The organism is Burkholderia sp. AU18528, from assembly GCF_002223215.2.
Lineage (GTDB): Bacteria > Pseudomonadota > Gammaproteobacteria > Burkholderiales > Burkholderiaceae > Burkholderia > Burkholderia semiarida.
Genome location: NZ_NKFC02000006.1, coordinates 564,189 through 585,035, shown reverse-complemented (window position 1 = coordinate 585,035; position 20,847 = coordinate 564,189). Strand labels below are relative to the sequence as shown.

Here is a 20,847-nt window from a genome sequence, read left to right as displayed (position 1 = left end):
TCGCGATGCAAGACGCCTGGGTCCCGCTGCTGCTGTCGCTGAAGGTTGCCGGCTGGGCGACCGCGCTCGACGTCGTGCTCGGCGTCGCGGCCGCGTTCGTGCTCGCGCGCTGGCGCTCGCCGCTGCGCGACGTCGTCGATTCCGTGCTGACGCTGCCGCTCGTACTGCCGCCGACGGTGCTCGGCTATTACCTGCTGGTGCTGCTCGGCCGGCGCGGCGTGTTCGGCGCGTGGCTCGACACGCTCGGCATCGAGCTGGTGTTTACGTGGCAAGGCGCGGTGATCGCGTCGATGGTCGTCGCGTTTCCGCTGATTCTGAAATCGGCGCGCGCGGCGTTCGAAGGCGTCGATCCGCATCTCGAGCGCGCCGCGCGCACGCTCGGGCTCGGCGAAGTGGCGGTGTTCTTCCGCGTGACGCTGCCGCTCGCCACGCGCGGGATTCTCGCGGGGGCGCTGCTCGCATTCGCGCGCGCGCTCGGCGAATTCGGCGCGACGCTGATGATCGCCGGCAACCTGCCCGGCCGCACGCAGACGCTGTCGGTCGCCATCTACGCGGCCGTGCAGGCCGGCGACGACAACACGGCCAATTTCCTCGTGCTGGTGACGTCGATCACCTGCGTGCTGGTGCTGCTCGCGACCGGCTGGCTCGTACCGTCGCGCGCACGGCGGAGCCAACCGACATGAAGCGCGTGCCCTGTCCGCATCGCCGGTGCCGTCCGGCAGCCGGCCCGCTTCGGCGGAGGCCCGCATGAGCCTCGTCGTCGACATCCGCAAGACCTACGCGAACGCCGAGCGCCGCTTCACGCTCGATGTGTCGTTCACGGCGGCGATGCAGCGCGTCGTGCTGTTCGGGCCGTCCGGCGCGGGCAAGAGCATGACGCTGCAGGCGATCGCCGGGCTGCTGACGCCCGACGCAGGCACGATCACGCTGAACGGCGAGCCGCTGTTCGACGCCGCGCGCCGCATCGACGTGCCGACCCGCGAACGCCGTGTCGCGTACCTGTTCCAGGACTACGCGCTGTTTCCGCATCTGAACGTGCGGCAGAACATCGCGTTCGGGCTCACGTCCGGGCTGCGCAACCCGCGCGCGAGGACGGTGCCGCCGGAAGTCGCGTACTGGCTGCGCGCGTTCGACCTCGAATCGCTCGCGGGGCAATATCCGTCGCAGCTATCGGGCGGGCAGAAGCAGCGCGTCGCGCTCGCGCGCGCGCTGGTCGCGCAGCCGCGCATCCTGCTGCTCGACGAACCGTTCGCGGCGCTCGACGGCGCGATGCGCCAGCGCATGCGTCACGAGCTCGCCGAACTGCAGGCGCGGCTCGACATCCCGATGGTGCTGATCTCGCACGACCCCGACGACGTCGCCGCGTTCGGCGACCAGGTCGTGCAGTTGAGCGAAGGACGCGTGCAGGCGAACTCGCCGCACGCGGAGTGGCAGACGCGCGTCTCGTGAGCACGCGGCCGTGGCCGTGATCGTGGCGTTTGCCGCCACGTTGGAACCCGGGAGAAGCCGCGTCGCGACACATGCCGATAGCGGAAAACGAAGCCGGTGCGATGCGCACGCGGGCGGTAGCGGCTTCGCCCCGTTCCTCGCACGACGGGCGCCGGCAAGCGAGTGCCGCGCTCGCGCTGCCCGCCGGGTCAGCCCGTCACCGCCAGAATCACGCTCGACGCCTTGAACAGCGCGATGGCCCGCCGGCCCGCGTCGAGCTGCAACGCATCGACGCTGTCGTTGGTCACGACGGCCGTCAGCGTTCCGCCGCCGTCGAGCGCCAGCGTCACCTCGCTGTTCACCGCACCCGCCGCGACGGCTTCCACGCTGCCGTGCAGCCGGTTGCGCGCGGAAACTTTCAGGTCGGGCCCGCCATCGTCGACCGCGAGCACGACCCACGACGCCTTCACCAGCGCGCACGCGTGCTCGCCTTCCCGCAGCCCGAGCGCGTCGGCGCTTTCGTGCGTCAGCACGGCGACGACGGCCTGCCCGCCAGGCAGCACAAGCGTCACCTCGTCGTTGACGGTGCCGCGCACGATCGACGCAACCTTGCCGAACCACTGGTTGCGCGCGCTCGTCTTCATCCCGATCCGGCCGATCAGCGCCCAGTCGACGTCGAAGCCGGCTACGGCCGCGCTCGCCGCCTCGATGAAGCGGCGATGCTCGCGCTCGATCGTGCGGAACGCGGCGATCAGCGACGTCGCGCGCGGCGTCAGCGTCGTGCCGCCGCCGCCCTTGCCGCCCGTCGAGCGCGCGACGAGCGGTTCGCCGGCGAGATTGTTCATCGTGTCGACCGCGTCCCACGCGGCCTTGTAGCTGAGGCCGACGGCCTTGGCCGCGCGCGTGATCGAACCGGTGTCGCCGATCGCCGCGAGCAGCGCGATGCGCGTCGCGCCGCCGAGCGTCTGTTCGCCGGCGCGCAACCACAGCTCGCCGGCCAGTTCGAGCGGTCCGGTGGACGAGGAAGAATGCGGGGCGTCGGTCATCATCGGCATGCGTATGGAAAACGGGCGGCCATTATAGAGGCGGCGCTCAGCCCGGCTTGCCGTCGAGCTTCGGCGGCCGCAGGCTGGCCAGCAGCGCTTCGGCGTCGCGCGCCGCGCGCTGTTCGAGCGCGGCGCCGTAGCCGCGCACGAAACCGAGCTGATACGGCGGCGCCCCCAGTTGCTCGAGATGGTGAAGCGCGACCATCGCGTCGTTCGCCTCGCCGAGCACGCCCTGCACGCGCGCCAGCGTCTTGACCGTCTCGTTGCGCGTGCGGCGCGACGCCAGCGACGTGAAGAATTCGAGCGCGTAACGCAGCCGCTTCGCATCGATCCGCACCTGATGGCGTGCCGCCGTGTCGAGCGACGTGAGCGACGGCGAGCCGTAGAGATGACCGAACAGCCGCCGCACGCGCTTGGTCGCGTGACGCCGCAGCGACGGCGCGTCGTCGCCGTCGGCGGCCGGCAGCGCGAGCGCGCTCAGCCATTCGAGCCAGCCGAGCGTCAGCCGCGCATAGCGAGCCGAATGCAGCGCCTGCCGCAGCTCGACGCGCGCGACCATCGACTGCGCGCGGGCGGCGTCGAGCGTGCCGTCCCAGTCGCCGCCGCCGCCGTCGGCCGCGATCAGCGCAGGCAGGCTCTCGGTCGCGAACACGTCCCAGTCGCGCACCGTGCCGAGCAGGGCGGCGAGCCAGCGCAGGTCGACGCCGAGCGTGTCCTTCCATCGACGATCGGTGAAGCGCGGGAAGAAGCGCATCAGCGTGCGCAGGCGGCGCAGCGCGACGCGCATCTGGTGGACGAATTCGGGATCGTCGCGATCGAGCACGCCGCACTCGTTGCCGAGCCACTGCGCGGTGATGTCGCCGGCCAGCGCGAACAGCGCGGCGCGCTGCGTGCGGATGCCGGTCAGGTCGACGGGCCGCGCCTTGACCAGCACGGCGGCCACCGGGCCGCCCGCACAGGCGCGGTCGATCACGCTCGTCAGTTGCACGAACGCGGGCCATGCGCCGCTCAGTTCGCGCGCCGCGGCGAACAGCGCGTGCAGCGCGGCCGTGCGCGCGGCAACGGTTTCCCAGTCGGGCGCGGCCAGGCGCAGCTCGACGTAGCGGCGCGGCGGCTCGCCGCCGCCGTGCAGCGTGATGTCGTCGAGCGTCATTTCGACCACGACGCCGCTGTCGTCGGCCCAGCGCCCGCGCCGCCGTTCGCTGACGATGCGCGGCGCCGCTGCCTGGGATCGCGCTTCGTCGGTGTCCGGCGCAACGCCGTCGATTTCGGCGGCCGACGCCGGTATCGGCAGCGGCGTCGCGACGACGATGCCCGCGTGCTCGGCGTCGAACAGCTCGCGCTGCGTGACGCCGGGGGCGAACGTTTCGGTGCGCGACGCGACGACCCGCGTGCCATGCGCGTTCGATTCGACCCAGGTCCACCAGCTCGCGCCGGGGCTGCGCTCGGCCTCGTCGATCTGGCACGGCTCGATCGTCACGCGCTCGTGGCCGCGCCGCATCCGGACCTGCGGGCAGATCCGCCACGCACGCACGAGCTCGGCGCCGAAGTCGCGCTGCGCACCGCTGGTGCGGCCCGCGCCCTTTCCCGGCCATCCTTCCAGCGACAACGACAACACGATTTCCAGCGCACGCGACATGGAGGCTCCCGCACATCAAGGATCGCCGGCGCATCGACCGCGCCGGCGTCGCTCGTGAAGCAGCTTCCATAGTACACGCCGCCCAAACGCGCAGGCGCCGATCCGGCCCCGTCGCGCCGTGGCGGATCAAGCCGGCGCGTCAGACCGCGTATTGCGCGATGCCGTTGCCGAACGACCAGTTCTCCTTCAGCACCTCGACAAGACTGATGAAGACGTCTTCCTGCCGCACGCCCGGCTGTTGCGCGAGGTTCTCGGCGATCGTCCGGTACAGCGCCCGCTTCTGCTCGAGCGTGCGCGTGTTGTTCGCGGTGATCTGGATCATCACGAGATCGTCGCTGCGTTCGATATCGTAGTAGTGGCGGCCGAACACGAAGTTCTCGGCCGCATGCTCGGTCACGACCATGAAGATGTCGTCCTCGGGCACGTTGAACGTCTGCATCAGCGCGCGATGCACGCCGTCGACGAGTGCCGCGCGGTAGGCGGCCGGTTTGCCTTCGCGTACGGCGATACGGGTGAATGGCATGGTCCTGCTCCTGTCGGTGAATGACGTTGAAGAACGAAAACACGGCGTCAGGTTAGGCCCGCCGATCTATAATGAACAGTCATTGATCAATATTTCATCCATTTTCATTGGAAATGAAAGTACTCGATCTCGATGCCGTCCGCGCGTTCGTGCTGGTCGCCGATCTCGCGAGCTTCACGCGCGCCGCCGATGCGCTCGGCACCACGCAATCGGCCGTCAGCCTGAAGCTGAAACGATTGGAAGCCCACCTCGGCAAGCCGCTGCTGGCGCGCACGCCGCGCGTCGTCAAGCTGGCCGCCGACGGCGAGCATTTCCTGCCGGCCGCCCGCGCGCTGCTCGATGCGCACGAACATGCGCTCGGCGCGATCTCGACCGGCACGGTGCGCCTGTCGCTCGGCGTCAGCGAGCACGTCGCGGTGCACGACCTGCCGGCCGTGCTCACGAGCCTGCACCGGCAGGATCCGGGGCTGTCGCTGGAAATGCATCTCGGGGCGTCGACGAGCCTGCTCCCGCAATACGACGAACGGCGGTTCGACGCGGTGATCGTCCGGCACGAGCCCGGCGAAGACCCGCCGCGCGACGACGGCACGCTACTGTTCACCGAGCCGCTGGCGTGGCTCGCCGCGCCCGACTGGGTGCCGCGCGCGGGCGAGCCGCTGCCGCTCGCGGTGCTGGCCGGCCCCTGCGGCGTGCGGGCCGCCGCGCTGCGCGCGCTCGACCGCGCGGGGCTGCCGTGGCGCGAGCGCTTCACGGGCGGCGGAGTCGCGGCGGTCTCGGCCGCCGCCGCGGCGGGGCTGGCCGTCTGCCCGCTCGCACGGCGCGTCGCCCCACGCACGCTGGTCGACGTCGGCGCGAAATTCGGGCTGCCGGTGCTGCCGCAGTCGCAGGTCGTGCTGTATTCACGCGTCCGCGACGCCCGGGCCGCCGCCGCGCTGCGCAGGTTTGCCGACAGCCTGGCAATCTCGGCGTAAACTCGCGGGTTCCGCCGCCCGCAATCTCCAGACGAATGCCGATGAAGCCCGACGCCCGCAAGCACCTCCGCGCCAACCTGCTGATGCTCGGCGCCGCCGCGATCTGGGGCTCCGCGTTCGTCGCGCAACGCCTGAGCCTCGACGTGATCGGGCCGTTCCTGTTCACCGGGCTGCGCTTCCTGCTCGGCGCAATCGTGCTGGTGCCGCTGCTGGTGGTGAATCACGCATCGCGCATGCAGCTCGCGGCCACCCGGCGCGAACCGGCGCTGCTGCTGCCGGGCCTCGCGCTCGGCGGGCTGCTCGCCGTGTCGATCTCGCTGCAGCAGGTCGGCCTGCAATACACGCGGATCGCCAACGCCGGCTTCATCAGCTCGCTGTACGTCGTGATCGTGCCGCTGATGGGCGTGTTCGCGCGGCACCGGATCGGCGCGGGCACGTGGTTCGGCGCGTTGCTGGCCGCGATCGGCCTGTATTTCCTGAGCATCGACGAGCACTTCTCGGTGCTCTACGGCGACTGGTTCCAGCTCGCGGGCGCCGTCATCATCGCCGCGCACGTGATGGCGGTCGGCCATCTCGCGAAACGCCACGATCCGCTCGTGCTCGCGTTCCTGCAGTTCGCCGTGTGCGGCGTGGCGTGCCTCGCCGTCGGCCTGGCGGTCGAGCCGGTCAGCGTCGCGATGCTGCGCGGCGCGCTGCCCACGCTGCTGTACGGCGGGCTGCTGTCGGTCGGCGTCGGCTATACGCTGCAGGTCGTCGCGCAACGCGACGCGGCGCCCGCGCACGCGGCCGTGATCTTCAGCATGGAAGGCGTGTTCGCGGCGATCGCCGGGTGGGCCGCGCTCGACGAAACGCTGACGCTGCGCGCGCTCGTCGGCTGCGCGCTGATGCTGGCCGGCCTGCTCGCGTGCCAGTTGCTGCCGAACGGCGCCGCGCGGAAAAAGGACGAGGACGCGCTGCCGGCGTGATCGCCACCGTCCCTATAATGACGATTCGCGTGACCCTTACGCCAACCGTTTCCGACAGGCCAGCTCCGTGACGCCCCATTCCGTCGATCCCGCCGCCGACCTGCTGCGCGAACGCGCAGCGCACTACGCCGCCCAGGCGGCGCTGTTCCTGCGCGACCAGGCGCTCTCCACCGCGTCACACGACCTGCGCAGCCCGCTGAATGCGATGCACAGCTGGGCCTACGTGCTCGAACGCCAGCTCGCCAATGCCGATCCGAACCTGCAGCGCGCGCTCGCGGGCATCCGCACCGGCATCGACCAGCAGGTCGCGCTGATCGACGACGTGCTCGACGCGCCGCGCGCGCAAACGCGCACACTCGCGCTCGCGCCGCAGCGGTTCGCGCTGCGCGCGCTGCTCGACGACACGCTGGCGCTCGTGCGCTTCGCGCTCGCCGACGCACGCGAGGTCGCGCTCGACGCGACGCTGCCGGACGGCGAGCCGTCGCTCGCCGTCGATCGCGAACGCGTCGCGCAGGCGCTCTGGACCCTGCTGACGACAGCCGTCGAGGCCAGCGCCGCGGGCAGCCGCGTCGCGTTCGCATGCACGCGCGACGGCGCGCAGTTCACCGCGCGCGCCACGTGCACCGTGAACGCCGACGTGCTCGTCGATCCCGCGCGGCCGCACGTATTCGAATCGTTCGCGCGGCGCGAAATGCTGCGCGAGCGCGACGCGAAACGCAGCGCGTGGACGCTGGCGCTGTGCCAGCGCGTCGCACTCGCGCACGGCGGCACGTTCGCGCACGACGGGTTCGCCGACGGCGCGCCCGCCACCATCACGTTCTCGATTCCGTGCGAGGCGCCGGTGTAAGCGATCGGCCGCCCGATACATTACAACTTCCTTTCCGCGCCCTATACTGACGGGCCTGTCATAACCGGAGCGATTCTTTGTTACAGATCTTCGCGCTCATCGGCGCGTTGTTCCTGGTGGCCCTGAACGGGTTCTTCGTTGCGGCCGAATTCGGCCTCGTCAAACTCCGCGCAACGCGCGTCAAGACCCTCGCCCGCAAGCACGGCCTGCGCGGGCGCATCCTCGGCCTCGTGCACGGCCGGCTCGACGCATACCTTTCCGCGTGCCAGCTCGGCATCACGCTCGCGTCGCTCGGCCTCGGCTGGGTCGGCGAACCTGCGTTCGCGCAACTGATCGGCCCGCTGCTCGACCTGATCGGCGTCGAGTCCGAGCGCGTCGTGCACCTGATCTCGCTCGTGTTCGCGTTCTCGCTGATCTCGTTTTTGCACATCGTCGTCGGCGAACTGGCGCCGAAATCGATGGCGATCCGCCAGTCGGAGAAGGTCGGCCTGTGGGTCGCGCTGCCGCTCTACGCGTTCTACTGGGCGATGTATCCGGCGATCTGGGTGCTCAACACCAGCGCCAACGCGGTGCTGCGGCTCGCGGGGCTGTCGGCCGACCACGGCGGCGACGCGCACTATTCGACCGACGAGCTGAAGCTGATCCTGCGCAGCCGCCGCAGCGCGGCCGGCAATGCGGCGCAGCCGGCGCGCGGCACGTACAGCAACGACGAGTGGAACACGCTCGCGCATTCGCTCGATTTTTCGTCGATGACCGTGTCGGACCTGATGCGGCCGGCCCATGAAATGATCGGCCTGCGGCGCGACCTGCCGCTGCCCGACAACATGGAAATCGTCGCGCGGCACCGCTTCAGCCGTTATCCGCTGTTCGAGGATGCGTCGCGCGAACAGGTGAGCGGGCTGATCCACCTGAAGGACCTGCTGCTCGCGCGTCACGCGGGCGCCGCGCTCGAGGATCTCTCCGACTACGTGCGCCCGGTCCAGTACGTGAAGCCCGATACGCCGGCGCTGGAGCTGTTCCGCCGCTTCCGCAAGGGCGCCCCGCACTTCGCGCTGGTCGGCAGCAAGGGCGAGAAGCCGATCGGCTTCCTGACGCTCGACAACCTGCTCGGCGCGCTGGTCGGCCAGATCCACGACGAATTCCGCCAGGGCGACGCCGACTGGAGCCGCCTCGACGACGGCACGCTGATGGGCAAGGGCAGCCTGCCCGTCGTGTCGCTCGAGCAGGCGCTCGGCATCGACATCGACGAAGGCCGCGCGGAGTCGGTCGGCGGCCTCGTGATCCAGGCGCTCAGCGACCTGCCGACCGAAGGGCAGCGCGTGTCGTTCGACCGCTTCGACATCGTCGTGAAGAAGATGAACGGGCCGCGCATCGTGCTCGTGCGCGTCTATCCGAAGATCGCGAAGGAGGCCGACGAATGACGGCCGCGCGTCGCATCGCGCGATGAACGCGCCGCTGCCGCGCTGCTGCGTGATCACGCCGGAACCGGCGTCCGCGTCGGCGGCCGATCGGGCCGCGTTCCTCGACCGGCTGTCGGCCGTGCTCGCGCGCGGCGAAACGCTCGTGCAACTGCGCGTCAAATCGCTCGACGCGGCCGCGTTCGCGTCGCTGGCCGCCGCGGCGCTCGCGCGCTGCGACGCGGCCGGCGCGCACCTGATGCTGAACGGCCCGATCGAGGCAGCCGGCGTGATGCGGCTCGACGGCGCCGGCTGGCATCTCGACGGCCCCGCGTTGCGCGCCGTCGCGCAACGGCCGCTGCCGGCCGGACGATGGGTGTCCGCCGCGTGCCACTCACCGGAAGATCTGCTGCTGGCCGCGCGCGCCGGCGCGGATTTCGTCACGCTGTCGCCGGTGCTGCCCACGTTGAGTCATCCCGGCGCGCCGACGCTCGGCTGGGCGCAATTCGGCATGCTGTCCGCACAGGCCGCGATGCCCGTGTTCGCGCTCGGCGGCCTGACGCATGCACACCTCGACGACGCGCGCCGTCACGGCGCGTACGGGATCGCGGGCATTCGCGGGTTCTGGTAATTCGGCCCCCTCCGGCAGCGCGGCCGGCCCCGCCGCTTCACACGTTCATCGACTCAGGCGTTCATGCGCTCATGCGTTCAGGTGCGGACGCATCGCGCGCCATGAACCGTCGTCGATGCGACGCACGTCGTGCGTCAGCGCATAGCGATTGACGTCACCGGTCAGCCACGCGACCAGCGAATACGGCGGCAACTCCCCTTCATCGACCCGGTCGCGCGCGCGCGCCGGCGTCTCGAACACCACCCGCCCGCCCGGCGCGTCGAACGGCACCGCATCGGGCGACAGGTTCAACGCGATCGTCAACGTCTCGTCGTCGGCAAGCCGCCACGATGCGCACAGCGCGTCGGCATCGCCGTCGCCGTCCGCCTTCAGCGCATGGGCTTCCTGCGGCCGGCAATCGGACAGCCTGGGCGCGATCAGCTTCGCGCGCACCGCGAGCGCCGACTGCACGAAATGCGCACGATCGATGTCGCGCGCGGTTTCGTCGAAGATCAGCGGGATCTGCGGCGTGAGCAGCGACAGCGCGAGCGCGGCCAGGCCGGCCGCTTGCCCGCTGTCGCCCGGGCCGGTGTCGCGCCAGGCGCCATCGGACAGCACGAGCGACGTCAGCGACAGGCCGCCTTCGGCGGCCATTCCGTCCGCCGATGCGGCCGGCTGGTACGCCGCGCCGGCCGCGGTCAGCGCGCGGGCGAGCGTGTGAATCGACTGATGCGTGGAAATGCCTTCATGCGCCGACGTGTCGCGCCCCGTGAGCCGGTGCAGCGCCCGCTCGCCGCACCCGTTCCACTGCGCATCGAAATGGGTATCGGCGAGATGCGCCGGATGCCGCTCGCTGCCGAGCACGAGGTGGATCAGCCGGTCGGCCGGCACGGCGGCGCGCACGCGATCCGCGATCTCGCGCAGCCACGACACGCCGATCCGGTCGGCTTCGCGCAGGCGCAGCCCGTCGCAGCGGTATTCGTCGATCCAGTACAGCGCGTTGTCGCAGAAGAAATCGCACACTTCCGGATGATCGAGCGCGAGCGGCGCGGCCTGCAACGGATCGTCGCGCGTATGGAAGAACGGCCCCGCGTAGTGGCGAAGCGCATCGGTGCCGCTGCCGAAGCGCGCATAGTCGAGCTCGAGCAGCACCGCGAGACCGTAGCCATGCGCATCGTCGATCAGCGCCTTCAACGCGGCCGGGCCGCCTTCGGCCGCGAGCGGCGCGAACGGCAGGCTGTCGTGCGGCGACGCGAGCAGCTCCAGCGCGGTCACGCCGAGGCGCGCGAGCCGCGGCAGGCGGCGGCGCACGCCGTCGAAGCCGCCCACCGCGTGCGGGCGGATCGCATAGAGCGCGATGTCCTCCCACGCGCGCCCGTGCCAGAACGTATTGCGCCACGTGAACGCGCGCGGATCGACGACCTCGCTCGGGCCGTTGAGCCCTTCGGGTTGCGAGCGCGACGCGGGATCGGGAATCGACACGGTATCGTCGAGACGATAGCGGTATCGCGCGCCCGCGCCGCAATCGACGAAGACTTCGAACCAGTTCGGGCCGGCACTCGTCATCGGGATGAGCGTCGGGCCGTAGCCGGTATCGAGTTCGAGCTCGACGTGCGTGCTGCCGGGCGCCCACACGCGGAAATGCGTGCGCGGCGTCGTGCAGAGCGCGCCGCAGGGCTGCGCGCCAAACGGCAAGCAGTGGATGTAGTGCTGCGCGTACGGATCGTGCGGACAATCGGACATCATGCGCTCCTCGTGCGTACCGAGCGGCATGGCCGCGCCAATGGCGCAGCGCATCGGGGCCCGGCATGCGAAGGCCAGGCGGGGGGAGAAACGAGTATGCGCCGGATTTGCCGCCGCGATGCGGCGTGGTCAGACATTTTTAAATGCGAATCGACCCCGGCAAACCAGCGGTCGTAACCGCCGGCCGGCACGTGCCGGCGAGTCGGGTAGTCGGCATACCGGAATGACCGCTCGCCTTGTTGCGCCGGCCTCGCGCACCTACGCTTTGCGTCACGTTCGCGGACACGTCGTCCGCCCCCTGACTCGAGGACTCCGCCATGTCGCTTCCCGCCAGCGCCGCGAAATTCGATCCGTCACGCGCACACGAATATGCCGAGCAATCGCGCATCGCGCTCGCCGGCTACGATGCCTGCCACGAACTCGCCGCCTGCATGCTCGCGTCGGCGATCGGTGCGGCCGATGCACGGATGCTCGTCGCGGGCGCGGGCGGCACGGGCCAGGAAATCTGCGTCGCGGCCGCGCTGGAACCGGGCTGGCAATTCACGGCCGTCGACCCGTCCGCGCCGATGCTCGCGCTCGCGCGCTCGAACGTCGAAGCCGCGGGTTTCGGCGCGCGGACGACGTTCGTCGAGGATGCCGTCGACGCGTTGCCCGACGCACCCGCGTTCGACGGCGCGACGCTGATCGGCGTGCTGCATCACGTACCGGGCGACGACGCGAAAGCCGCGCTGCTGCGCGCGATCGCGCGACGCCTGAAGCCCGGCGCGCCGCTCGTGCTCGCCGGCAACCATCGCCGCTACGCGGATCACCCGCGCCTGCTCGATGCGTGGCAGCAACGCTGGCGCATGAAGGGCGCCACGCCCGACGCCGTGCGCGCGCAACTCGCGAAGATCCTGCAGGGCGCCGATCCGCCCGCGTCCGAGGAAGCCGTGTTCGCGCTGCTGCGCGACGCGGGCTTCGATGCGCCGCTGCGTTTTTTCGCGAGCCTGTTCTGGGGCGCGTGGATCGCGGTGCGGCGCACGTGACGGTTCGACGCGACGTGCGACGGCACGCATCACGCCTTTCGCGAACGCGCCGCCCGCGCTCGGTATGATGTCGTTCCCGCCCCCTTCCGGCCTCGACATGCTTACCGTCCATCACCTGAACAACTCGCGTTCGCAGCGCGTGCTCTGGCTGCTCGAAGAACTGGATGTGCCGTACGAGATCGTGCGCTACGAACGCGATCCGAAGACGATGCTCGCGCCGGCCGAATTGCGCGCGATCCATCCGCTCGGCAAGTCGCCCGTCGTGACCGACGACGGTCGCACCTTCGCCGAATCGGGCGCGATCATCGAATACCTGGTCGCACGCTACGGCGACGGGCGGCTCGCGCCGCCGCCCGGCTCGCCGGAGCGGCACGACTACACATACTGGCTGCACTACGCGGAAGGGTCGGCGATGCCGCCGCTGCTGCTCAAGCTCGTCGCGCTGCGGATCGCGCATGCGCCGATGCCGTTCTTCGCGCGGCCGATCGCACGCAAGATCGCCGCGACGCTGCAGTCGGGTTTCGTCGATCCGCAGATCGACCTGCATCTCGGCCACGTCGACAGCGCGCTGGCGCGCACCGGCTGGTTCGTCGGCAACCGCTTCAGCGCGGCCGACATCCAGATGAGCTTTCCGCTCGAGGCCGCGACCGCACGCGGCGGCGGCAGCCGGTATCCCGCGATCGCGCGCTTTCTCGACGCGATCCATGCACGGCCCGCGTACCGGCGTGCGCTGGAACGCGGCGGCCGGTACGACCTGCTCAAGTAACCGGCGTCAGCTCAGCAGCCCCGCCGCGACATTGATCGACAAGCCGAGCACGGCCATGTTGAAGTAGAACGACAGGATCGACTGCGCGAGCACCGAACGGCGCGCGGAACGGTTCGCGAGGGACACGTCGGCCGTCTGCGACGCGACCGCGAGCGTAAACGCGAAATACAGGAAATCCCAGTAATCGGGCTCGGGGTGCTGGTCCGGGAAACGGAGCGCGCGATCGCTGCTCGGCGAGCCGTAATAGAGCCGCGCATAGTGCAGCGTGAAGATCGTCGGGATCAGGAACCAGGCGCCGAACAGCGTCGCGCCCGTGATCGCGTAGTGGCTGAGCCCCGCGCTGAAGCCGACGCTCCTGGCGGTCGCGAGTTCGATCGCGATCGCCGCCACGCTCGCGACGGTGGCGAGGCACACGACGGTCAGCACGGTCGTCGCGTTTTCGTCCTCGCGGATCGCGACTTCGCGCACCTTGTGATGATGCGCGGTGACCATGCGCACCCACATCAGCACCAGATACAGCCAGACCGCGCAATCCCAGCCGATCAGCGCGCGCGCGGTCGGACGCAGCGGAAACGGCAGCACCACCGCGCACAGCACGCCGGCGACGAATGCCGCGACCATGCGCGGCCGGTTGCGTAATACCTGCGGATAAAACGTCATCGTGTGATTCCGAAAGCGGATGGAAAGGATTCGGCCGGTGCGCGGGAGAACCGCCGCGCCGGCAGGTAACGCGCCCCGATTATCCTCATTCCATCGTGGCGTGGCGATGGGCGCGAGCGCCTAAGATAAGGGGATGACCGCCACCGCCCTGCTCTGCCGCCATCCCGCGAACACGGCCGGCCGCGACTTCGTCGTCGGCGACCTGCACGGCTGCGTCGACGTGCTGCGCGCGCTGCTGCACGACGTCCGCTTCGATCCGGCCCGCGACCGGCTGTTCTCGGTCGGCGATCTCGTCGACCGCGGCCCGGCCTCCGAAACCGCGCTCGACCTGCTCGACCGGCCGTGGTGCCACGTCGTGCGTGGCAATCACGAGGCAGTGCTGAGCCTCGTCGCGCACGGCAAGCTGCCACTCGACGCGTGGCGCGGCATCGGCGGCGACTGGGGGGCCGAGCTGCCGCCGGAGCGGCTGCGCGCGCATGCGGCGCGCGTCGACGCGCTGCCGCTCGTGCGCGTGATCGGCGACGGCCCGGCGCGCTTCAACGTGCTGCATGCCGAATTCTTCGGCTCGGATGCGGATCTCGATACGGGCAGTTATGCGCACGACGTGCGCGAGCGGCTGATCTGGGGGCGCGATCTCGTGCAGGGGCTCGCGGATCCCGGGTGGCAGGCCGGACTGTCGCTGACGTGCACCGGGCACACGCCCGTGCGTGCGCCGCAGCGGATCGGCGCGCAATGGTTCATCGACACGGGTGCGTTCGCGCCGGCCGGGCGGCTGACGCTCGCCGAGCCGCGCACCGGCCGCACGTGGTCGATGACGCAGGCCGAAGCGCGCGAACGCCACGCGGGCGACTGGCCGCTGCCCTGACGCGCCGGGCCGCGCAACGGCACACCGCGCCCAGCCCGCCCGGCCAAGCCGGGCCGGCCCGGGCCAGGCGAACGCTAGCCGACCTGATTCAGTTCGAACACCGCATCGACGGCCGAGCCGTTCCAGTTGTATTCGAGATAGGCCGCATGCTGGCAGTCGCGCAGCAGCGTCGTGCGGAACGCGGCGAGACACTCGCCGCGCGGGTCGCGCACCGACGGATAGAGAATCCCCGCGCCGCCTGCATTGCGCACCGCGCGGCCGAATGCCTGCCCGACGCTGTAGTCGGCAGGATCCAGCAACGCGGGATCGCGCTGCGGCCACGTGCGCACGTCGGCGACGTCGCCGTGCGCGAACACGGTATAGAGCCGCATCTGCTGGCGCATCGGCGGCTCCTTCGTCGCGGCGAGGAACAGCCCGCTGTGATAGCGCGTTTCGGCGATCGCCGTGTCGCGCGAGCGGGTGCAGTAGAACACGCCGTAGCTGCCGTCGGAAAAGCGGCTGCCCAGCGGATTCAGGTGCGTGAATGCGGCCATGATCGGCCCCCAGCCTTGCCCGTAGCGACGCTCGGCGGGCGGCACGAGGTCGAGCGTGCCGACTTCGTTGCGGATGCGGTCGTTGGTCAGCGATTCGAGCGCGTAGAGCGCGTCGAAATCGTCCGCCGACGCGACGCGATCGAACAGGTTGATGGCGGGAAAACGGGTGGGAATCACACGATAGGCGGGCGCCCAGTCGACGGTGGTCGTGGGCCACCGGGTCACTTCGGTCGGTATCGTCACGCCCAGCCGCCCCGCATCGCGTCGAGATATTGCCGGACGGCCACCAGATCGCCGACGTTGCCGGCCAGCATCCGGTCGAGCGCGCGCTTGCCGCCGAACGGCGCCGCATCGTTGGGCCGCTTGATCCATGCATCGGCCGCGGCGGGTTGCGGCAGCAGGATCTGCAACCCCTTGTAGATGCCGAGCAGGAGCGATAGCCGCTCGAGCGTATCGCGCGGCAGGCGCGCCGATTCCGGCGCGGCCTTCCACTTGAAGAATGTCGAGCGGCCGGGCGAGCCAAGCAGCACGATCTGCTCGTCGATCGTCAGTTCCCAGTCGCGCGCGATGTTGAAAAATGCACGCAGGCCGGCCGCCGACATCTGCGCGACCGAAGCGCGCGGCACGGCGGAATGCGATTCATAGGCAGGCTGTGACATGATCGTTAGTCTCGAAACGAATTTACTAACAAGATTAGTCCATTCCTGTATTTTTGCAAGGGTCGCACCATCGACCGTGCTCGTGCCCGAGAACGATTTCGACGGAATGATTCCGGCGCTGAAGGCGAAGAAGTTCGACGCGGTGCGGTCGTCGGTGTCGATCACGCCGCGGCGCGCGCAGCAGATCGGCTTCATGACGAAGATCTACAACCCGCCGACGCGGCTCGTCGTGAAGAAAGGCTCGTCGTTGCTGCCGACCGCCGAATCGCTGAAGGGCAAGTCGACCGGCGTCGAGCAGGGCACGACGCAGGAGACGTACGCGAAGGCGTACTGGGGCAAGCACGGCGCGAACGTCGTGTCGTATCAGAACCAGGACGGCGTGTATGCCGACCTGATCGCCGGCCGCCTCGACGCGGCGCTACGGCGGTTGAAAAAACGGCGTCGCGCGCGTACGGATACCGCTTTTCCGTCGCGCGCGTCCGACCGCCCCTCCCCTTCAACCGGATGGCAACGGCGGCGCGTGGTTCGCCGTTGCATCGAATGCCTGTCGTCTTGCATCGCGCGCAGCACGATGCGTCGGCCATCGTTCGGATGACAGATCAATCGTTCGCGGAAAAGATGGCCATGCGAACGGACCTCGTGCCGCTCGGGTCAATAGGCAAAGACCGGGCGTCGCGGCATCGGCGCCCGTGCGCACATGCCCATGCGGATCGGGTTCGCGTGCAGGAAAGTGCCGACCCGGCGCGGATGACCGGCAACCAGCCGGATCCGCCTCGCACCGGGCGCGGAGAGATGGCCTGTCGAGGCATGCCGGTCGGCCGCAAGTGCGACGTTCGAGCGGCGATGTCCCGAATCACTGCGATCGCGGCCTGCGGACCGCGGCGTGTGATGATCGATCATTTTTCTACCCCGTTTGCTGTCTGATGTGTGTTCCGGCAACCGGACAATGCCGATGCCCCGGCGATCAGGCGACGACGTTCCGTGCTCGCCGCGGCGCGGCTGCTGCGCTGCACCGCGCTCGGCCGCCGCATCCCCGCGGACTGCGTCCTGGCCGGTACGGAAGCTTTCGCTGCCTGACCGGACGGACCTCGTGTCGTCGACTCTCGCACGTCTCTCGTCGCAAGGACCGGGCCAGCCCCACGCGAGCCCGGCCGGACAAGGCGATGATCGGGCCGGCCGCCGGCCGCATCGGGCGTGGCCTGCCGGAAGTTACGAAACTGAAACATCGGGGCGCGGGCATGCGCCGGCCTGGCAACGGCGAGGCCTTGCGGAATAAGGCTGAACAATGGGACGCGGAATTTTTACCGGCGGCAGGCTGGCCGATCGGCCCGGTTCGACGCGGAAATTCGCCGGGCGGCCGACGCGAAATGTTTCATGCGCTTTACATGCCCACGCCGGCAATTAGACGCACCGGACGTCGCCGCTGGACGCAGCGGCCGATCGCATGGCTATACTGCGACACCGCTTCACGCGAGCTCACGCGACCTCAAGCGACTTCACGCAAACGAGCGCCCACGATGATCCGAACCTTTCACGCTGCCGAGCGCACCCGACTGATCCGCTTCGGCGTGTCGGGCCTGGGCTCGACCGCGCTGCATGCGCTGATCGCGGCCGCGATGTTCGCGCTGTTCGACGCGACGCCCGTCATCGCGAACGCGACCGCGTTCGTCTGCTCGACCGCGTTCTCGTATCTCGCCAACACGCTGTGGAGTTTTGCGTCGCCGGTGACGTGGGGCAACTTCGCGCGCTTTCTCGTGGTCGCGACGGCCGGCCTCGCCGTGACGATGCTGCTGGCGCACGGCACCGGCGCGCTCGGCCTCGCCCGCGCATGGAGCATCGTCGCGGTCGTGCTGTGCGTGCCGCCCGTCACGTTCGCGCTGCACCGGCTGTGGACCTATCGTTGAGCCGTTCCGCACGCATCGCAGGCATCCGCCCTGCCGCTCAGCCGACCCGCTGATGCCCCGCGTCGCCCGATGGCGCACCGTCGTGCCCGCCGCTGTCGCCATTGCCGCCGTTGCTGTCGTGATCGTTCAACCCGTGTTCGATCATCATCCGGTAGAGCGTCACGCGTGAAATGCCGAGCTCGGCGGCGGCCTTGTTGATCCGGTGGTCGTTGCGCAGCAGCGCGTTCTCGATCGCGGTGCGTTCGGCCAGCGCCCGCGCCTGTTCGAGCGTCACCGGTTCGGTTTCGCCGGGCGTGTCGAGCCCGAGATCGTGCGGCGTCAGCAGCCGGCTCTCGGCCATCACGATCGCGCGCCGCACGCGATTGATCAGCTCGCGCACGTTGCCGGGCCACTCGTAGCGCCGCATCGCGTCGAGCGCGGCCGACGTGAAACCGCTGATCTTGCGGCCGCTGTCGGCCTTGAATTTCTGCAGCACGTAGTGCGCGAGGATGTCGATGTCCTTGCCGCGGGCGCGCAGCGGCGGCTCGTGGATGCGCAGCACGCACAGCCGGTGATAGAGATCCGCGCGGAAGCGCCCGGCCTCGACCGCGCCGTCGAGATCGACGTGCGTGGCCGAGATGATCCGCACGTCGACGGGGATCGATTCCTGTCCGCCGAGCCGCTCGATCTTGCCCTCCTGCAGGAAGCGCAGCAGGCTCGCCTGGCTTTCGACCGGCATGTCGCCGATTTCGTCGAGAAACAGCGTACCGCCGTTCGCCGATTCGATCCGGCCCGCGCGCCGCTGGTTCGCGCCGGTGAACGCACCGCGCTCGTAGCCGAACAGCTCCGACTGCAGCAGGTGATGCGGAATCGCGCCGCAATTGATCGCGACGAACGGCCCCTTGCCGCGGCTGGAGCGCTCGTGAATCGCGAGCGCCGTCAATTCCTTGCCGGTGCCCGACTCGCCCGAGATGAATACGCTCGCGTCCGTCTTCGCGACCTTGCGGATCGTGCTGAACAACTGCTGCATCGCCTCGCAGTTGCCGATCATCCCGTGTTCGCCGATCGACGCCGCATAGGCCGCGCCGTCGACACGATCGAGCGCGGCCATCCCGCGTGCATGGCCGAGCACGTGCGAAATCCATTCGTACGGCAGCGGTAGCGTCACGTAGTCGAAACAATAGCTGCGGATCAGCTCGCGCACGGCGGGGCCGATCGTGATGCCGGCCTGCGCGATGGAAATCCAGCCGATCGCCGGCTGGCTCAGGCACATCTTCAGCGCGGGATAGTCGCGCGACGTGAACCCGGTGAAATCGACCAGCCCGGCGGCCACGCTCACGCCGGAGGTCATGTTCTGCGCGGCGCCGGCCGTCTTAGCGACCGCGATCTCCCAGCCGAGCCCGCGCAGTTGCGCGAGCAACGGCTCGTCGGGCGTGCGCATGATCACGAAAAGCTTGCGTCCGGCCTCGGGAGCGGTGACGGACACGTCCGTCATCTCGGGCGCCGCCTGCCCGTTTGCGTCGGGTGACCTTGCAACCATCGTTATTCCCCGCTTGGCGTTGGTATCGCGCGCCGGCTCGCCGCCGCATCCGACGGACACGATCGAACCGACATATTGGCCGTATTTCCGTCCGAATAAAATCCCCCTGCGCATGAATCGCGCGTGAGGTGGACGTTGTCATGAACGGTATATCGATGCGGCCGGCCTGCGGCTAAATGGGTGTTATCCCTGTGGCATGCACCGCGCGCGACCGGAAAGGGCCGGCGCCGCGCGCGCAAAGCCGCGCCGGTGCTGGCGCGCGGCGATTCCGCGCGACGCGGCGCACGCAGTGTCGGCGCGCCGGCGCCGGTGCGCGCAACCGGTCGGCCGGGCATGCGGGCGCCCGGGAGATCGATTCCGGTTGATTTTCGTCAATCGCCGAAAGAAGCCGGTTGATGCACGAACGCAACATGCGCGGCGCCCCGCCGCGCGGCGGGGCCGGGTCAGCGGCCCGATGCGAGCGGCGCCGGCGCGTTCGCGCGGCCGCGGCCGGCCGGCGTGCCGCCGTGTTGGCCGTAGCGGGCGGCCAGTACGTCGACTCGCTCGAGATGGTGACGATTGTCGTGATCCCACGGGTGGAAGCCCGGCCGGAAAAAGCTCAGCCATTCGCCGGCGATGCGCGGGAACAGCCCGCGGCGCGGCCCGTACAGGAACGCGATCGTGCGCAGCATGCCGCGCACGTGATGCCCGGCGCCGCGATCGCGCCACAACAGCGTCACATGGATCAGAAACACGGTCGGCCAGAACGTCAGCGTCGTCAGCAGATACACGCCGATGCGGATCAGGTAGCGGCGCAGCCCCGGCTCCGTCACGGCATTCCACACGTCGAACGACACGGCCTTGTGCTCGGTTTCCTCCAGCGCATGCCAGATCCATATCTGCCGGTAGCCTTCGACCGAACCGTCGAGGCGTGTCGGGTCGCGCAGCAGCCAGTCGGCCAGCATCGCCGTGTAGTGCTCGGCCGCGACCGTGTGCGCGAGCTGCACCGAATGCGGCAGCTTGCGCTTCATGTAGCCGAGCACCTTCCACACGCGCTGGTCGAGCTTGCGCGCGGGCAGCCGGTTCGCCTGCATCAGCTCGTTGTATTCGACGTGCTCGCGCGTATGCATCGCCTCCTGGCCGATGAAGCCGAGCACCTGCTGCTTCAGCACGGGATCGTCGATCCGGTCGCGATAGTTGCGCACCGCATCCATGAAGAAGCGCTCGCCGGCCGGAAACAGCAGCGACAGCGCGTTGAAGAAATGGGTCACGTGCGATCCGAGGCCATGCCAGTCCTTCGCGCGCTCGACCGGCAGGTCGAAGCGCAGGTCGCGGCGCACCGGCATGATCCCGGCTGCGGTGGCGCAAGCGGCTGACTTCATGTTCATCGTTCTCCTGTTGCGGAGCGGCCGGCGCATCGTACGACGCGGCCGGCGCAAGCCCGGGCGGCGCATCGCGCACCGCCAAAATCATGACATCGACAGATGTAAAGATAGGCCGCGCGCGCCGGCACACGCAAGCTGCACGGTAGATGCGCGCTTCCAAACAGCGCGCGGTCCGCAAGGCGGAAAAAATGGCGCTCGGACGACGCCCGGACGGGTTGCGATTCGAACGCTGAGGTGCACTGACGAACGCGGTCCCGGGCGCGGCGCCGCGCCCCCACGTCGGCCCGCGAGCCCCGTGCGGCGGGCCTTGCACCGCATCGGGCACCCGTCGCGCAGCGGGCGGCGACGCGTGCCGGTCACATCGATTCATACGCGCCGCGCAC

At 69.7% G+C, this 20,847-nt stretch carries 21 protein-coding genes and 1 pseudogene; 12 read left to right on the top strand and 10 right to left on the bottom strand.

The genetic code is table 11. The features are described from left to right. Positions 1-5: 5 nt before the first annotated feature. Positions 6-683, top strand: a complete 678-nt coding sequence (gene modB, locus CFB52_RS19445; protein WP_099317222.1) for a molybdate ABC transporter permease subunit — start codon at positions 6-8, stop codon at positions 681-683. Between the two features lie 64 nt (positions 684-747). Then, positions 748-1,449: a sulfate/molybdate ABC transporter ATP-binding protein gene (locus CFB52_RS19440; protein WP_089465461.1), complete on the top strand. Its 702-nt coding sequence runs from the start codon at positions 748-750 to the stop codon at positions 1,447-1,449. A 188-nt stretch (positions 1,450-1,637) separates the two neighbouring features. On the opposite strand, the gene CFB52_RS19435 is transcribed toward CFB52_RS19440, so the two are convergent. From CFB52_RS19435 to CFB52_RS19425, 3 genes are all read right to left on the bottom strand, one after another. Continuing rightward, positions 1,638-2,474: a TOBE domain-containing protein gene (locus CFB52_RS19435; RefSeq protein WP_099317881.1), complete on the bottom strand. Its 837-nt coding sequence runs from the start codon at positions 2,472-2,474 to the stop codon at positions 1,638-1,640. Between the two features lie 46 nt (positions 2,475-2,520). Further along, the gene (locus tag CFB52_RS19430) at positions 2,521-4,113 is read right to left on the bottom strand and encodes a CHAD domain-containing protein (protein WP_099317221.1); all 1,593 of its coding nucleotides are present in this window, start codon (positions 4,111-4,113) and stop codon (positions 2,521-2,523) included. A 139-nt stretch (positions 4,114-4,252) separates the two neighbouring features. After that, a complete protein-coding gene (locus tag CFB52_RS19425; protein WP_059639120.1) occupies positions 4,253-4,636 on the bottom strand; it encodes a tautomerase family protein in 384 nt (127 codons plus the stop codon). 113 nt (positions 4,637-4,749) lie between these two features. Here CFB52_RS19425 and CFB52_RS19420 point away from each other — a divergent pair, with 113 nt between their 5' ends. From CFB52_RS19420 to CFB52_RS19400, 5 genes are all read left to right on the top strand, one after another. Beyond that, a complete protein-coding gene (locus CFB52_RS19420) occupies positions 4,750-5,607 on the top strand; it encodes a LysR family transcriptional regulator (RefSeq protein ID WP_099317220.1) in 858 nt (285 codons plus the stop codon). 41 nt (positions 5,608-5,648) lie between these two features. Beyond that, the gene (locus CFB52_RS19415; protein WP_099317880.1) at positions 5,649-6,572 is read left to right on the top strand and encodes a DMT family transporter; all 924 of its coding nucleotides are present in this window, start codon (positions 5,649-5,651) and stop codon (positions 6,570-6,572) included. Between the two features lie 67 nt (positions 6,573-6,639). After that, positions 6,640-7,419: a sensor histidine kinase KdpD gene (locus CFB52_RS19410; RefSeq protein WP_099317219.1), complete on the top strand. Its 780-nt coding sequence runs from the start codon at positions 6,640-6,642 to the stop codon at positions 7,417-7,419. A gap of 77 nt (positions 7,420-7,496) precedes the next feature. Beyond that, positions 7,497-8,840 (top strand): hemolysin family protein, encoded by a 1,344-nt coding sequence (locus tag CFB52_RS19405; RefSeq protein WP_059582988.1) that lies wholly within the window; start codon positions 7,497-7,499, stop codon positions 8,838-8,840. Positions 8,841-8,862: 22 nt separating this feature from the next. After that, complete coding sequence (locus CFB52_RS19400) at positions 8,863-9,447, top strand: thiamine phosphate synthase (protein WP_099317218.1); 585 nt, start codon at positions 8,863-8,865, stop codon at positions 9,445-9,447. 69 nt (positions 9,448-9,516) lie between these two features. Here the strand turns inward: CFB52_RS19400 and CFB52_RS19395 are convergent, their stop codons facing one another. After that, positions 9,517-11,169 carry a DUF3459 domain-containing protein gene (locus tag CFB52_RS19395; RefSeq protein WP_099317879.1) on the bottom strand — a complete coding sequence of 551 codons (1,653 nt, stop codon included), beginning with the start codon at positions 11,167-11,169 and terminating at the stop codon, positions 9,517-9,519. Between the two features lie 317 nt (positions 11,170-11,486). Between CFB52_RS19395 and CFB52_RS19390 the strand changes: the two genes are divergently transcribed. Together CFB52_RS19390 and CFB52_RS19385 are read left to right on the top strand one after the other, a co-directional pair. Next, positions 11,487-12,194, top strand: coding sequence for a class I SAM-dependent methyltransferase (locus CFB52_RS19390; protein ID WP_059582992.1), 708 nt, complete (start codon positions 11,487-11,489; stop codon positions 12,192-12,194). Positions 12,195-12,291: 97 nt separating this feature from the next. Next, a complete protein-coding gene (locus CFB52_RS19385; RefSeq protein WP_059583161.1) occupies positions 12,292-12,960 on the top strand; it encodes a glutathione S-transferase in 669 nt (222 codons plus the stop codon). A 6-nt stretch (positions 12,961-12,966) separates the two neighbouring features. Here CFB52_RS19385 and CFB52_RS19380 read toward each other — a convergent pair whose 3' ends face one another. Next, positions 12,967-13,620, bottom strand: a complete 654-nt coding sequence (locus CFB52_RS19380) for a DUF1345 domain-containing protein (RefSeq protein ID WP_059639115.1) — start codon at positions 13,618-13,620, stop codon at positions 12,967-12,969. 133 nt (positions 13,621-13,753) lie between these two features. On the opposite strand from CFB52_RS19380, the gene CFB52_RS19375 reads away from it, so the two are divergent. Further along, positions 13,754-14,485: a metallophosphoesterase gene (locus CFB52_RS19375; RefSeq protein WP_099317217.1), complete on the top strand. Its 732-nt coding sequence runs from the start codon at positions 13,754-13,756 to the stop codon at positions 14,483-14,485. Positions 14,486-14,559: 74 nt separating this feature from the next. Here CFB52_RS19375 and CFB52_RS19370 read toward each other — a convergent pair whose 3' ends face one another. Continuing rightward, complete coding sequence (locus CFB52_RS19370) at positions 14,560-15,261, bottom strand: RES family NAD+ phosphorylase (protein ID WP_059583000.1); 702 nt, start codon at positions 15,259-15,261, stop codon at positions 14,560-14,562. Further along, positions 15,258-15,677, bottom strand: coding sequence for an MbcA/ParS/Xre antitoxin family protein (locus tag CFB52_RS19365; protein WP_060967784.1), 420 nt, complete (start codon positions 15,675-15,677; stop codon positions 15,258-15,260). Before CFB52_RS19365 ends, CFB52_RS19370 begins: the two co-directional genes overlap by 4 nt. An 88-nt stretch (positions 15,678-15,765) precedes the next feature. On the opposite strand from CFB52_RS19365, the pseudogene CFB52_RS19360 reads away from it, so the two are divergent. Then, positions 15,766-16,101, top strand: a pseudogene (locus tag CFB52_RS19360) (transporter substrate-binding domain-containing protein); the annotation flags it as partial. A 227-nt stretch (positions 16,102-16,328) separates the two neighbouring features. On the opposite strand, the gene CFB52_RS19355 reads toward CFB52_RS19360, so the two are convergent. Then, positions 16,329-16,577 carry a hypothetical protein gene (locus CFB52_RS19355; RefSeq protein ID WP_081059116.1) on the bottom strand — a complete coding sequence of 83 codons (249 nt, stop codon included), beginning with the start codon at positions 16,575-16,577 and terminating at the stop codon, positions 16,329-16,331. A 617-nt stretch (positions 16,578-17,194) separates the two neighbouring features. Here CFB52_RS19355 and CFB52_RS19345 point away from each other — a divergent pair. Further along, positions 17,195-17,581: a GtrA family protein gene (locus CFB52_RS19345; RefSeq protein WP_060311335.1), complete on the top strand. Its 387-nt coding sequence runs from the start codon at positions 17,195-17,197 to the stop codon at positions 17,579-17,581. A gap of 37 nt (positions 17,582-17,618) precedes the next feature. On the opposite strand, the gene CFB52_RS19340 is transcribed toward CFB52_RS19345, so the two are convergent. Both CFB52_RS19340 and CFB52_RS19335 read right to left on the bottom strand, forming a co-directional pair. Then, positions 17,619-19,100, bottom strand: coding sequence for a sigma-54 dependent transcriptional regulator (locus tag CFB52_RS19340; protein WP_089465454.1), 1,482 nt, complete (start codon positions 19,098-19,100; stop codon positions 17,619-17,621). 443 nt (positions 19,101-19,543) lie between these two features. After that, positions 19,544-20,461 carry a metal-dependent hydrolase gene (locus tag CFB52_RS19335; protein ID WP_099317878.1) on the bottom strand — a complete coding sequence of 306 codons (918 nt, stop codon included), beginning with the start codon at positions 20,459-20,461 and terminating at the stop codon, positions 19,544-19,546. Between the last annotated feature and the right edge of the window lie 386 nt (positions 20,462-20,847).